The following is a 12,677-nucleotide window of genomic DNA, read 5'->3' on the forward strand; positions in this document are numbered from 1 at the left end:
CCCTTTCGTATCTCGCCAGCCGCTTAGACAGCGGCAGCGGTTCACGCAACCGCCCTGCCCAACCGCGAGACCAATCTTTCCCTCACGGTAAGCAAGTCGCGGTTGCGTCCGTCGAGGACATCACGGTCGAGAAAGTGGCCTGTGATAATCAGACCGGCGAGCACATCGTCCATCGGCGGACTGGCGTCCTGCCCCCGCAGAAAGGGCGGCAGGCGGAACAGGCGCTCTTCATAACCCGCCGCCGCGCCCACGCTCACCGCCCCTCCGGACTTGGGGCTGACGAACGCCAGATCGGCGGATGTTCCCGTTACGACGCATTCCTCGAGATTCAGGCCAAAGCCGAGTTCGGCGAGCAGCAGCAGTTCGTAGCGTGCCAATGCGGCCGCCCATTGCCGCGCCGAAGAGGCCGCACCGATCGCGTCCAGTACGGCCGAAAGGGTCGAATAAAGTGCCGGATAAGGCTGACTTTCGGGCAGCGTCGATGCCGTCAAGCTTGTCGCCCAGTCGATCGCCGCCGCCGCCAGCGGCTCCGCTAGCAGCGGCGCGCGGCTTTCCAGTAGCTCGGCGGTCGCGCCGGCAAGCTGCTCTTCGGTCCGCGCACGCAATTCGAGTGCGACGAGATTGCCAGGGATCAGGATCGGCCGCAGTCGCGTCGAACGCCCACCGCGCACGTAGCCGGCGACCAGCCCCGCGTCATGCGTCAATGCGCGGACAATCGCGCCATGCTCGCCATGCGCGCGTACCGCGCAGACGATGGCATCGGCGGTCAGGCTGGCCAAAGCACCATCTGCGTCTGCGTCACCAGCGCGACCTCTGCGCCGTCCTCGGTGCGGATTCGCGTCTGCCACACCGACAGCCGCTTGCCGATCTTCACGGGCGTCGCTTCGCCGACGAGCACAGATCCAACCGGCCCAGCGCCGAGAAAGTTGGTCTTGCTCTCGATCGTCGTCGTGCCGTTTGCCCCTTCAGGCAACGTCAGAAACGCCCCGACGGCGCCGAGACAATCAGCAAAGGCCATGATCGCCCCGCCATGGACGATCCCGTCTGCCGTGCAGATTTCCGCACGCACGGGCAGCTTGCCGGCCACCCTGTCTTTGCTGCCTTCGTGGATCGTGACCCCGAGCGTCCCCGCAAGCGGCATAGCTGCTGCAAAATCCATTATCGTCCCCCTCATCGTCCCGAATGATAGAAATCATGCACCGCCTGCGCGACCGCGGCGCTGACGCCTGGGGCCTTCTGCAGATCCTCGAGGCTCGCGCCGCGCACCGCGCGCGCGGTGCCGAAATGCATCAGCAGCGCTTTCTTACGCGACGGGCCGATGCCCGGCACTTCGTCGAGCGGCGACGACCCCATCGCTTTCGCGCGCTTGGCCCGGTGCGCGCCGATCGCGAAGCGATGTGCCTCGTCGCGGAGCCGCTGGATATAGAAGAGCACGGCATTGTTCGGCGGCAGCGTGAATTCGCGCCCATCGGGATGATAGAAAGTCTCGCGCCCGGCATTCCGATCGGGCCCCTTGGCCACCCCGACATAGGTCAGGTCGTCGATGCCGAGTTCGGCGAGCACAGCCCCCGCCGCCGACACCTGTCCCTTGCCGCCGTCAATCAGCACGAGGTCGGGCCACTCGCCCTTCGTTCGCTCGGGATCTTCCTCGATCGCCCGCGCGAAGCGACGCTCGAATACCTCTCGCATCATCGCGAAATCGTCGCCGGGCTGTGTCTCGGCACGCTTGATGTTGAACTTGCGGTAGGCGCCCTTGATCCAGCCTTCGGGGCCGGCAACAACCATCGCACCGAGCGCATTTGTGCCTTGGATATGGCTGTTGTCATAAATTTCGATGCGCTGCGGCGGGTTTTCGAGGTCGAACAGATCGGCGAGTTCACGCCCGAGTTTGGCCTGACTGCTGCTCTCGGCGAGCCGCCTGTCGAGTTCCTCGCCGGCATTGCGCACCGCCTGTTCGAGCAAACGCCGACGATTGCCCCGCTGCGGCACGCTGATCTCGATCTTGCGTCTGCCGCTCTCGCCCAATGCCTCGGCCAGCAGCGCGCATTCGTCGGGCTCGCGGTCGACGAGGATGAGCTTCGGCGGCGGTACGCCTTCATAGAATTGCATCAGAAAGCTCGCCATCACCTCGCTTTCGGGCACGCCCGACACATGCGCGGGAAAGAAGCTGCGATGACCCCAATTCTGCCCGCCACGGATGAAAAAGCCTGCGATGCAGAGCTGCCCGCCCTTCGCCGCGAGCGCAAAGACGTCGGCGTCGCCCAATCCGTCGGCGTGGACCGACTGGCTGCCCTGGATGAAGGTCAGCGATTTCAGTCGGTCGCGGATCACCGCCGCCTGCTCATAATCCATCGCTTCCGCGGCCTTGGTCATCGCGTCGCCCAACCGCTTCTGCACCGCGGTCGAGCGGCCTTCGAGGAAGTCCTGCGCGTCGCTCACCAGCCCGGCATAATCTTCCTTCGAGATGCGATCGACGCATGGCGCGCTGCACCGCTTGATCTGATAAAGCAGGCACGGCCGCGAGCGATTGGCGAAGAAGCTGTCGGTGCAACTGCGCAGTAGAAAGGTCTTCTGCAGTGCGTTGAGCGTCTGCCCCACCGAACCGGCGCTTGCGAACGGGCCGTAATAGCGGCCCTTGGCACGCCGCGCGCCGCGATGCTTCTGCACCCGCGGAAAATCATGGTCTGTGCGCAGCAAGATGAAGGGAAAGCTTTTGTCGTCGCGGAGCAGCACATTGTACGGCGGGCGGTATCGTTTGATGAGCTGGGCTTCGAGCAGCAACGCCTCGGCCTCGCTCGTCGTCGTCACGATCTCCATCGCGCGCGTTTGCGACACCATCCGCTGCAGCCGCTGCGGCAGGCGCGCAACCTGCGTGTAGTTGGTCACCCGGTTCTTGAGCGCCCGCGCCTTGCCAACATAAAGCACGTCGCCGCGGGCATCGAGCATCCGGTACACCCCGGGACGCGTCGGCAATTTGCGCACCACGCTGCGGATCGCCTCGGCGCCGCGCTCGAGGTCGGGTTGGTCGCCCTCGGCGTCGCCGCCGCGGATCACATAGGTCGCTTTTTCTTCGTTGAATCGGTCGGGAGCATTCGGGCGTGCCATGATTTTGCATGTAGGCGATGGCGATGCGACCCGCCATAGTGCGCGAGGTAAAACATAGGAGGGGTCTTATGGAACTTCGCGGTAAGCTCGCGCTCGTCACGGGCGGAAGCGACGGTATCGGTCGCGAAATCGCGCTTCAGCTTCAGGGGCTCGGCGCCGAGGTAATCGTCACGGGACGATCGGCCGGAAAGCTGCAGGCGATGGCGGCGTTGGGCTTCAGCACGATTGCCGGCGACCTGTCGCAACAGGCAGGCATCGATGCGATCGTCGAGGGCGTTGCCGGCAAGCCGCTCGCGCTGCTCGTCAACAATGCGGGCGTCGGCAGCGACTATGAACTCGACGACATCCCGTCGCTCGCCAGCGCGGCACAATGTATCGACACGAACCTCTATGCCCCGATCGCAGTGATTACCCGCCTGTTGCCGCAGTTAAAGGCACAGGGCGATGCGATGATCGTCAACATCACCTCGGGTCTCGCGCTCGCGCCGCGCGCGGGTGGTCCGATCTATTGCGCGACGAAGGCTGCGCTCCGCAGCTATACGCAGGCGATCCGCTATCAGCTACGGGCCAGCAGCGTGAAGGTGATGGAAGCACTGCCGCCGCTCGTCGCGACAAATATGACCTCGGGACGCGGCGGCAAAATGATGACGGCATCGGACTGCGCGGCGGAGATCGTCCGTGGGATCAAGGCCAACAGCGCCGAGGTCGCGGTCGGCCAGACCAAGCTGCTGCGGCTCGTTCACAGCATTTCGCCCGCGCTCGCGCGACGCATCATGATCCAATATTGAGGAAAGCCTCCATGATCACCCTGTACGGCGAAGGCCGAGGATTTCGCGTGGCCTGGCTACTCGAAGAGCTTGGGCTTCCTTATCACATGCGGCCGGTCGACCTTCTGCGCGGGCTCGAGAACGACAGCGAGTTCCTCGCGATCAATCCAGCGGGCTTCATTCCCGCAATCGTCGACGGCGAAACGATCATGGTCGAGTCGATCGCGATCATGGAGTATCTGCTCGCACGCTATGGCCCGGGGCCGCTGGCGCCGGAACCCGATAATCCCGCCTTCGCTACCTATCTGCAGTTTCTCCATATGGGTGAGGCGGGGCTTGCCGGACCGGTCAATGCCATCGTCGCGACGATCATCCTCGCCCCTGAAAACGAGCAGGCGAACTGGACGACGGGCTGGGCGCTCGACACTTTCAAAAGCCGACTTGGCCTCGTGAGCCGCCAATTGGCGAAGACGCCTTATATCGCAGGCGATCGCTTCACTGCGGCCGACATTTCGGTGACCTATGCACTGCAATTTGCCCAGCGCACAATTGGCTTCGCTTTTGGCCCAGCGGAGCTGAACTACATCGCGCGGACCACGGCGCGCGAGGGATATCAACGTGCGATGGACAATTTTCCGGCCACCAAGGCGTGGGTCGCCGGGCTGGCCACAGCGAACTAGCTCCAAAGCAAAACGCCCGCGGAAATCCGCGGGCGCTCTGTTCTCCGATATGTCGAAGGGTTCAGCCCTTGGCAACGCCCGCTATCGCCTGATCGACCAGCGCCTTGTCGGCCTTGGCGTCATGCTTGTCGGCGATGAGCTTCGCCGCCGCTTCGGTGGCAGCCTTGGCGGCCGCGGTGCGGACTTCGGCGAGTGCGCCAGCTTCGGCCGCTGCGATGCGATCCTCTGCCATCTGCTTGCGGCGCGCGATCAGCGCTGTCGCATCGGCCTTGGCCTTGGCGACGAGCGCTTCGGCTTCGGCATCGGCGCGGGCGCGCATCTCATCGGCTTCCTTCGCGGCGTCGGCAAGCTTTGCCTCATATTCGGCCTTCAGCGATTCGGCGTCGAGCCGCAGCTGCTCGGCTTCGTTGAGCTGCTTCGAAATCTCGGCAATCTTGTTGTCGAGCATGCCCGCGACCATCGCCGGGACTTTCTTCCACAACAGGATCGCAATGAAGATCGCCATCGCGATCGACACCCAGACGGTTGCGTCGATGAAGCCGAACGACGCCGGCTCGACGTGCACTTCACCCGCCGCTTCGGACAGGATCGTCAGAACATTAGCCATGGAGCACCGCCTTCACCGCCGCCTTGGCATCCGCCGCAACGACCTTCACGCCCGACAGCTTGGCGACGAGTTCGCCTGCCGCTTCGGCCGCGACCGATTCGATTTCCGCCATCGCCGAGGTGCGCGCTGCGCTTACGTCGGCTTCGGCTGCCGACAACTTGTCGGCGAGCTCAGCGTCGATCTTTGCCAGACGCTTTTCGGCGTCTTTCGCCGCCTTGTCCTTGGCGTCGGTTACCGCCTTTTGCGCGGCGGCGCGGCTTGCGTCGCTCTGCTGGCGGTAGCTTTCTTCAAGATTGTCGGCGGCAGCATGCGCGGCTTTCGCCGCGGCCAGATCGTCGGCAACCTTGCGGTCGCGCGCGTCCACCGTCGCCTCGATCTTCGGCAGCATGCCGCGGCCGATGACGAAAAAGACGAAGCCGAAGGTCAGCAGCACCCAGAAAATCTGCGATGCGGCGTACCAGCTTTCAGCGAATTGGCTGATTTGAGGCATGGATTTACTCGACCGACAAAAGAAAAGCAGTCGCGGGGCCCGCTTTTAGCGAGCCGGCCCCGCAAACGGGATCAGGCTGCCTTCAGGTACAGCAGGATCGCGATAAGGAACGACAGCAGACCGAGAAGTTCGGCAGCCGCGAAGCCGATGAACAGGCGGCCCTGCTGGCCGTCGGCAGCCGCGGGATTGCGCAGTGCGCTTTCGAGGAAGCTACCGAACACGTTGCCCACACCGATGGCAGCCATACCGGCACCGATGGCGGCCAGACCGGCGCCGATGAGCGAAGCAGCTTGAACGTCCATTTTATACTCCTTGGGAAAAACGTAGATTATACAGTTGAAAAATCAGTGCAGATTGATCGCGTCGTTCAGATAGAGCGAAGTGAGCAGCGCGAACACATAGGCTTGGATACCGGCCACCAGCAGCTCAAGACCGCTGATCCCGACCATCAGCGCGAGGCTGGGAATACCCACACCGATACCGATCGCAGGGCTCGCCGCGAGGCCATCGATGATAAACGAGGCGAAGACCTTCATCAGCACGTGGCCGGCGGTCATCGCGACGAACAGTCGCAGCGCAAGGCTGAACGGACGGACGAGGAACGACACCAGTTCGATTACCGGGATCAGCCACATCAGCCAGATCGGCGTGCCATGCGGCACGAAAAGCGAGAAGAAATGCAGGCCGTGGCGCCAGAAGCCGACGATCAGGACGATCGCGAAGCTGAGGATCGCGAGAACACCGGTGATCGCAAAATGGCTCGTCACGGTAAAGGGATGCACGCCGAACAGGCCAAGCGGCATCAGCCCGAGCACGTTCAACATCAGGATGAACATGAAGAGCGAAAAGACATAAGGCGTATATTTGCGGCCTTCGGGGCCAATGTTGGCGTTCATCATGCCCGAGATGAAGCCGGTGAAGCCTTCGACGGCGACCTGCCAGCGACCGGGAACGAGCTGACGCTTCATCCCGCCGATCATGAAGACCCACAGCAGGAGGCCGGCGATCACCATCCAGAGCGCACTGGTGGTAAAGGCGACCTCGTGATTGCCGACATGGAACATGTCGAACATCTTCTGCACCTCGAACTGGTGCATCGGGTCCACTTTGCCTTGATCCGCCACGCGATACCTCGCCTAAATTAACATCAGTCCGGCCCAGCTTCGTCGAGTTTGACGGGCCGAACGTTCGCAATCCGAAATATATTCCTGAAGGCGACGACTATTCCGAGGAACAGCACCACCAACAGGCCCCAGGGTGCCGTGCCGGCGAAATGGTCGATTGTCCAACCGACCAGTGCGCCGCCACCGATTCCGCCCAACAGTTCGGCCAGAACGCGATTACCGAGCTTGTAATTGGCGTCGGTCTCCGGTCCGGCGTTCACTGCGGTCCGCTTCGCTTCTGCGGCTTCGGCCCGGTCCAATCGCTCTTCGAGCGAGACCAGGCGCGAATCCTCAGAGCCAAGTTCCGGATCGCTGCCATTCCCCGTCATTTCCTCGCCATCCTCCTGAAACAGAACGGGAAGCCCCCGATTCCGCCTACAAAAAAAGGCCCGAAAATTCGGGGTACCCCTAAGGCGCGGTCCGTTTAGGAACGACGCCCGATTAAGTCAATGCTTGTGCGCAGATGCACAAAAATGGGCGCGCGGCGATGCACAAAAATGCCGCCGCGTTTAGGGGCGCGGCGGCATCTGAGGACCCTGGGGCCCCGGTATGCTGGCTATTTTCTTACGGGCAGCGTGCGTCGCGTTCGGGCGGACTGCCATCGCGGGTTTTCCACGCGCCACTCGGCGTCTGATATTTTTCGCCGGGCTTGGTCTGCGCGATCAGGTTGCAGCCGCTGGTAAAGGCGAACTGTTCGACCGTGCTTCCGGTCGACTGCGCACTCGCGGTATAGGCCGCCTTGCGCTTGATATTGAGGTCCTGCACCAGCGCACGGATCGCCGGGGTCGGCGCCGTCGCAAAGCCCAGATAGCCGTCGGGTTGCTCGCCTACCTGACCAGCGGCGCGCGCGGCAGCATAAGCCGGATCGCGCTGCGCCATCGCCGACGGTACGGCAAAAGCGATCGCCGCTGTCGCCGCGATCGCGGCAAGGGCCAGTCCGGTCGGTTTCCACTTCGTCATACGCATCACATTCTTCCCCATCAGAATATCTCGCTATTCTGCTCGATGAGCTTCTTGGCATCGCCATCCAGCCTGTACACCACTTCCTGCCGGATGTTGATGTTCAGATTGATCTCGATCGGTTTGTCGGGCGTGTCGATCTGAACGCAGCCGGCAAGCGCCGATGCACCCATGATCATCGCAACCGTCCGACCGTATATGGCGAGCCTCCTTGCTCCAGTCTCGGGTATCTTCATCGCACGGGCTCGCTTTCTGGTGGCTGAACGGGGTTGGATGCTGCCTTGGCGGCGGCTTCGGCTTCTTCCTGCGCGCGCATCAGCGCGGGCAAATTCTGTTCGATGAGCAGCGACGGATCATAAAAGCCCTTCGCCGACGTCAGCAACTGGCGGAAGGGCGCGCGGATCTTCACGTTGAAGATCAGCGGCAGTTTAGCGACCTGGCTGATCAGGAAGTTGCGCGTGGCGCCCTCGCCCTGCCCCACGCCGCCAAAGCGGATATCGGTCACCATTTCGCCGTCGAGATCCCCGTTCAAGATGATCGTGAGATCGTCATATTTGAGGCTGCGCAGCGCGCCAAAGGCAAAATTGGCGATCGTCCCGAGATTGCGGTTCGACAATTCACCGACATAGGCGAGCGTACCGCCGCCGCCGCGCGAATCGATACGGCCATTGACGATTCGTCCGCCGAGGCCGTCGAATTCGACCGGCAAGGTTCCGTCGAACACCCCCGTCGCATTGATATTGTCAAAACCAAAGCTTTGGAGGAACACGGCAGCATCGACCCCGACGATGTCGAACGACAGCCGCCGTGCATTCGCCGCGCTGAAATCAAGCGTCGTTGGATGGAGCAGCAACTTGCCACCGCCAAAGGGCCAGCTTCCACCCTCGACCCGCACGCGATTGTCGCCGAGCAGCCGATATTCGATCTCGCCGTCGAGCACCGGGATGCCGGGATTGATTTCCTTGACCTTCGCAATCTGGCCTGGCGCGGTTTTGAGGCCGATCAGATCATCAAAGCTGATGGTCGTCGTCAGCCCGGTCACCGGGCCGAACGCCGCCGCGAGGCTGGTATCGGCGGTAGCGAACGTGCCGCGGCTCGTGACGCCATCCGCCGTCCACTCGATCCGCCCGTCGCCGACCACCGATCCCTGGACGTTGGCAACGACGCCGAGCGCGAGACTGGTGAGCTGATCGGGCTGGAATGCTTCGCTGAAGCGCAATTCCTTTACCGTCAGGTCCGCCGAACCACTACTGTCGGAAAGCCGGTGACGAATAAGCGTGTCGAGAATTTTCGTCCCAGTCTTCCGCTCGTTGAAGCCCGCCTTCGCCTCGATGATCCCGTTCGCGAACCGCAAATTCGCATCGTTGCTGACAAGCGGGAAGAAGCGCGGCTCGGGCGCTGCGTCGGTGAGCAACAGCCCGCCGTCGAGCGTCAAAGCACCCTTCTCAAAACGCCATTGCCCTCCGATCTCGCTCATGTTGAGGGGCACCGCGCCGATCTTGCCGCTTGCGCCGCGCAGATCCCCAGCCATCCCTTTCGGCGTCGCGCGTCCATTCAGGCTTGCGGCGGCCAAGTGCGTCACGCTCTCCCCCTCACCCAACCGCACATCGGCGCGCGCAAGCGACCAGCGCATCGCGGCCAGATCGATGCTTGCCGGACCACTCGTCAGGCTGAACGGCGAGCTACCGCTTGTCCCGCGCAAATCAATCCGGGGAATGCGGATATCGCCGCGCAGCCCGTCGGGGCCAGCGCTGAGCAGCGACGCACCGGGACGGCTGCACAGGTCGACGGAGCTTCGTCCAAGCCGGAATCCGCTAACCTCGATCCGGTCGGCTGCGACACGGCTGCACCCGCCGTCGAACGCGAGCGCGCCCGTCGGCGCCAAAAATCCGTTCAGCGGCACCGTCAGCCGCTCGACACGCCCTCCTGCGAGCGGGCCCGACAGCGCGGCTGTCGTCGCAAAACGCAGCAATCCGCCCGCGCCGCCCGAAAAACGCACCGGCGTCAAGGATAGCCGCGCTCCATCGGCGCTATAAGGATCGAGACTGGCGAGCCCGGTCACCCTGCCCTCGGCGCTGCGATCAAGGCGCAGCGTTCCCGATGGCAAGTCGCCCCCCGCGATACTCCAGCTTCCCGTTGCGATCACTGCAGGCTCTTCGGCGCCGTAAAGATAGCCGATGCGGCTGTCCGCGCTGCCGGTGAAGCGCGCGCCGCTCGCACTCGTCAATTCGGGCGCGATCAGGTCGACGCGCGCCGTCGGCCCCTCCCCCGCGATCGCGAAGCCTGCGCTGCCGCTCGCGTCGGCGAGCACACGGCTGAATGCCGCCATTGCCTTCGCCGCTAACGGGCCGACCGGCGTCCCGGCCAGTCCGCGCGCGCTTTCGTTGAGCGAACGGCGCAAATCGGTGCTGCCGCTTGCGCGTGCGAAACTGATTCGCCCGTCGAGCTTCGGTGCAGCGCTGCCGACACTGCCCCGGGCTTCAAGTTTCACGGTATCGGCCGCGAAATCGGCGCCCCGTAGCCGTGCCATCGCAGCATCGACGTCGAGTTTCGTCTGCAACGCTGTGCCGTCAAAACGGGCGAGCAGCCCCATCCGATCGGCCGCGACCGGCCCCGCGACTAATCGAGTGATGCTCGCGTCTGCCTTGCCTTTCCAGCTTTGCAGGTCCTCCGAGAGCGAGAGGTCAAGCGCGACCTGCGGCGACGCCGCAGAGACGCCACTATCCGCACAGGTCAGAGCCCGCCCGCGCAAGGGGCCGACAAGCTGCGGCCGAACATTGCGAACCAGCACCGCACCATAAAAGCTGACGTCGTCCGCCCTGCATCCTGCCGCCACAATCGTCGGCGCGACCAGCGCGAGCTTGCCGGTGAAATCGCGGCGCAAATTGCCGCCGCCATTAAGCGCCGCGCCGATATTGCCCCATGGCGTTTCGACCCGTGCCCGCGCGTCGCGCAATGCCACCGACAGGTCGGGCAAGGCGAAGGGATCCTTGCTTTCTGGGTCGCGAAACTTGTCTAGCGAGCCGAACGACAGGCGCCCGTCGACAAAACGCCCGTAAAGTCGCACGCCGTCGGCATTGATCCCCGAGACATATGGCCCCTGCCAGCCATAGCCGAGCAGGACTTCGACCTTGCGCGCGATCAGGTCTGGATGCTTTGGGTCACCGATGACGATGTTCGACAATATCTCGCTGCGAAAGCCGATGCGGTCGATCGTGTAGCGCGCCGGAACACCGCGGCTGTCGAGCTGGTCGCGGATGAATTCGTCGGCGATCGGCTCGCGCGCGAGCCACGCTCCTGCAATCAGAATCGTGACCGCGCCGGCGGTCAACCAGCGCTTTTTGAACAGCAGCGTTCGATATTTGAACCGCCGCCGGGTGTCCGCTTCCGCGTCACTCATGGAAGGCGGCCGATGACGTCATGGCGGATAAATTTCGTCCTCCGGACCCAGTCCCATTTAGGGCAGAAACGCCGGAAATCCCGTTTCGATGCAGGAAATTGATCCGGTTCGCCATCTTCCTTTCCCTATGCCCGTTGAGTGCGCGTCACAAGGCGGTTATTGCCGTCCGATGGGGGACACGCCGGATCATGTCGGTCACCGATCGCGGCTGCGCGCGCGCCTGCTCGACGATGCGGAAGGCCTCGCCGATTACGAACTCGTCGAATATCTACTCGCGCTAGCTATTCCCCGCCGCGATACCAAGCCGCTTGCGAAGGCGTTATTGCGTGAATTCGGTTCGCTTGCGCAGTTGGTCAGCGCCGATCCCGAATCACTGCGGCGTGTCGACGGGCTTGGCGATAGCGGAATCGCGGCGCTTAAAATCGTCCAAGCGACGGGGCTGCGCCTGCTGAAGGGCGAGTTTCGGGACAAGCCCCTGCTATCCAGTTGGGACGCGCTGCTCGACTGGCTGCGCGCCGATATGGGACCGATCGACGTCGAGCGCGTCCGCATCCTCTATCTGAATTCGCGCAACATGCTGATCCGCGACGAGCTTGCGAGCGAGGGATCGATCGACCAGTCGGCGATCTACGTCCGCGAGGTGATCAAGCGTGCGCTAGAGCTCGGTGCTTCTGCGATCATTCTTGTTCACAACCATCCTAGCGGCAGCCCTGAACCAAGCCGGCAGGATATCGCGATCACCAGGGAGATTGCGACCGCCGCCTCAAATCTCGGCATAGCGCTTCACGATCACAGCATTATCGGCGGGTCCGATTATCGCAGCTTCCGGGCGATGGGACTGATCTAGCTTTGACTTCCCTCGCTGGGCGGGACATCATCGCCGTCATGCAGATTCGGCTCAGCCTTCTTCATTTCCGCCATCAAGGGGGACAGCTTCTCGCGGGCATCTAGCCCCGGGTTCCGGCGCAACCGCCCCGAGCCCGGGGCACCTTCCGTCAAAAATATTGCCGCGCGTGGCCAAAACGTCACGCGCCAGCCGGAAAGTCCGCGCCATGACCAAGAAGAAAAGCGGGGCAGCCATGCCCCATATCCGCATGATCGACAGTGAAGCCGACGCCCTGACCGAACTGACGCTGCAGCAGCAGCGCGATTCAGTTCGCTTCTACGAACTGCTGCTTGAAGAGATCGACCGTGCCGCCATCTGCGGACGCGCCGACATCCCGTCCGACGTCGTCACAATGGGCTCCAGTGTGACCTTCACAGATGAGAAAAGCGGCGCAGAACGAACGATCCGGCTGGTCTATCCGGCCGAAGCCGACATATCGGCGGGGCGAATGTCTATCCTGACGCCCGTCGGCGCCGGCCTGATCGGCCTCAGTGTCGGCCAGTCGATCAATTGGCCCGATCGCGGGGGTGCCGAGCACCGGCTGACGATCGTCGCGGTCCAGCAGCCCGCATAGTCTGCACGGCGATGCAGCCGCCGGATCGCTCCGACGGCTGCACCA

The 12,677-nt window shown here is 63.3% G+C and carries 15 protein-coding genes; 4 read left to right on the forward strand and 11 right to left on the reverse strand.

The features are described 5' to 3' along the window. Positions 1-41: 41 nt before the first annotated feature. Genes recO through uvrC form a run of 3 tightly spaced genes read right to left on the reverse strand, consistent with a single transcriptional unit; the run spans position 42 to position 3,105 of the window. Positions 42-779, reverse strand: a complete 738-nt coding sequence (gene recO / locus SC1_RS10345) for a DNA repair protein RecO (protein WP_062181041.1) — start codon at positions 777-779, stop codon at positions 42-44. Beyond that, positions 767-1,159 (reverse strand): PaaI family thioesterase, encoded by a 393-nt coding sequence (locus tag SC1_RS10350; protein WP_083435782.1) that lies wholly within the window; start codon positions 1,157-1,159, stop codon positions 767-769. Before SC1_RS10350 ends, recO begins: the two co-directional genes overlap by 13 nt. An 11-nt stretch (positions 1,160-1,170) precedes the next feature. Then, entirely contained in the window at positions 1,171-3,105 is a 1,935-nt protein-coding gene (gene uvrC / locus SC1_RS10355; protein ID WP_062181047.1) for an excinuclease ABC subunit UvrC, read from the reverse strand. Positions 3,106-3,173: 68 nt separating this feature from the next. Between uvrC and SC1_RS10360 the strand changes: the two genes are divergently transcribed. Beyond that, positions 3,174-3,893 (forward strand): SDR family oxidoreductase, encoded by a 720-nt coding sequence (locus SC1_RS10360; protein ID WP_062181050.1) that lies wholly within the window; start codon positions 3,174-3,176, stop codon positions 3,891-3,893. 11 nt (positions 3,894-3,904) lie between these two features. Further along, positions 3,905-4,552, forward strand: a complete 648-nt coding sequence (locus tag SC1_RS10365; protein WP_062181053.1) for a glutathione S-transferase family protein — start codon at positions 3,905-3,907, stop codon at positions 4,550-4,552. 61 nt (positions 4,553-4,613) lie between these two features. Here SC1_RS10365 and SC1_RS10370 read toward each other — a convergent pair whose 3' ends face one another. The 8 genes from SC1_RS10370 to SC1_RS10405 all read right to left on the reverse strand — a co-directional run bounded on the left by SC1_RS10370 (position 4,614) and on the right by SC1_RS10405 (position 11,172). Beyond that, complete coding sequence (locus SC1_RS10370) at positions 4,614-5,159, reverse strand: ATP synthase subunit B (protein ID WP_062181056.1); 546 nt, start codon at positions 5,157-5,159, stop codon at positions 4,614-4,616. Next, complete coding sequence (locus SC1_RS10375; RefSeq protein WP_062181059.1) at positions 5,152-5,649, reverse strand: ATPase; 498 nt, start codon at positions 5,647-5,649, stop codon at positions 5,152-5,154. Before SC1_RS10375 ends, SC1_RS10370 begins: the two co-directional genes overlap by 8 nt. 71 nt (positions 5,650-5,720) lie before the next feature. Further along, complete coding sequence (locus tag SC1_RS10380) at positions 5,721-5,951, reverse strand: F0F1 ATP synthase subunit C (RefSeq protein ID WP_037515205.1); 231 nt, start codon at positions 5,949-5,951, stop codon at positions 5,721-5,723. A 42-nt stretch (positions 5,952-5,993) separates the two neighbouring features. Then, positions 5,994-6,746, reverse strand: coding sequence for a F0F1 ATP synthase subunit A (locus tag SC1_RS10385; RefSeq protein WP_062181062.1), 753 nt, complete (start codon positions 6,744-6,746; stop codon positions 5,994-5,996). A gap of 50 nt (positions 6,747-6,796) precedes the next feature. Next, positions 6,797-7,141 carry an AtpZ/AtpI family protein gene (locus tag SC1_RS10390; RefSeq protein ID WP_062181065.1) on the reverse strand — a complete coding sequence of 115 codons (345 nt, stop codon included), beginning with the start codon at positions 7,139-7,141 and terminating at the stop codon, positions 6,797-6,799. 235 nt (positions 7,142-7,376) lie between these two features. Beyond that, entirely contained in the window at positions 7,377-7,778 is a 402-nt protein-coding gene (locus SC1_RS10395; protein WP_062183930.1) for a YdbL family protein, read from the reverse strand. A gap of 14 nt (positions 7,779-7,792) precedes the next feature. Next, a complete protein-coding gene (locus tag SC1_RS10400; RefSeq protein ID WP_152682443.1) occupies positions 7,793-7,951 on the reverse strand; it encodes a YnbE family lipoprotein in 159 nt (52 codons plus the stop codon). A 53-nt stretch (positions 7,952-8,004) separates the two neighbouring features. After that, positions 8,005-11,172, reverse strand: coding sequence for a YdbH domain-containing protein (locus SC1_RS10405; RefSeq protein WP_062181070.1), 3,168 nt, complete (start codon positions 11,170-11,172; stop codon positions 8,005-8,007). A 169-nt stretch (positions 11,173-11,341) separates the two neighbouring features. Between SC1_RS10405 and radC the strand changes: the two genes are divergently transcribed. Then, positions 11,342-12,019 (forward strand): DNA repair protein RadC, encoded by a 678-nt coding sequence (gene radC / locus SC1_RS10410; protein ID WP_062183933.1) that lies wholly within the window; start codon positions 11,342-11,344, stop codon positions 12,017-12,019. Between the two features lie 205 nt (positions 12,020-12,224). Next, complete coding sequence (rnk, locus tag SC1_RS10415) at positions 12,225-12,632, forward strand: nucleoside diphosphate kinase regulator (protein WP_062181073.1); 408 nt, start codon at positions 12,225-12,227, stop codon at positions 12,630-12,632. The last annotated feature ends 45 nt before the right edge of the window (positions 12,633-12,677 follow it).

It is taken from the genome of Sphingopyxis sp. C-1, from assembly GCF_001047015.1.
Lineage (GTDB): Bacteria > Pseudomonadota > Alphaproteobacteria > Sphingomonadales > Sphingomonadaceae > Sphingopyxis.

Coding starts and splice junctions, on each gene's coding strand:
- SC1_RS10370 (WP_062181056.1), bottom strand. CDS start 5,159: ATGGCTAATGTTCTGACGATCCTGTCCGAAGCGGCGGGTGAAGTGCAC.
- radC (WP_062183933.1), top strand. CDS start 11,342: ATGGGGGACACGCCGGATCATGTCGGTCACCGATCGCGGCTGCGCGCG.
- SC1_RS10365 (WP_062181053.1), top strand. CDS start 3,905: ATGATCACCCTGTACGGCGAAGGCCGAGGATTTCGCGTGGCCTGGCTA.
- SC1_RS10375 (WP_062181059.1), bottom strand. CDS start 5,649: ATGCCTCAAATCAGCCAATTCGCTGAAAGCTGGTACGCCGCATCGCAG.
- SC1_RS10395 (WP_062183930.1), bottom strand. CDS start 7,778: ATGCGTATGACGAAGTGGAAACCGACCGGACTGGCCCTTGCCGCGATC.
- SC1_RS10350 (WP_083435782.1), bottom strand. CDS start 1,159: ATGGATTTTGCAGCAGCTATGCCGCTTGCGGGGACGCTCGGGGTCACG.
- uvrC (WP_062181047.1), bottom strand. CDS start 3,105: ATGGCACGCCCGAATGCTCCCGACCGATTCAACGAAGAAAAAGCGACC.
- SC1_RS10405 (WP_062181070.1), bottom strand. CDS start 11,172: ATGAGTGACGCGGAAGCGGACACCCGGCGGCGGTTCAAATATCGAACG.
- SC1_RS10400 (WP_152682443.1), bottom strand. CDS start 7,951: ATGATCATGGGTGCATCGGCGCTTGCCGGCTGCGTTCAGATCGACACG.
- SC1_RS10390 (WP_062181065.1), bottom strand. CDS start 7,141: ATGACGGGGAATGGCAGCGATCCGGAACTTGGCTCTGAGGATTCGCGC.
- rnk (WP_062181073.1), top strand. CDS start 12,225: ATGACCAAGAAGAAAAGCGGGGCAGCCATGCCCCATATCCGCATGATC.
- SC1_RS10360 (WP_062181050.1), top strand. CDS start 3,174: ATGGAACTTCGCGGTAAGCTCGCGCTCGTCACGGGCGGAAGCGACGGT.
- SC1_RS10380 (WP_037515205.1), bottom strand. CDS start 5,951: ATGGACGTTCAAGCTGCTTCGCTCATCGGCGCCGGTCTGGCCGCCATC.
- SC1_RS10385 (WP_062181062.1), bottom strand. CDS start 6,746: ATGCACCAGTTCGAGGTGCAGAAGATGTTCGACATGTTCCATGTCGGC.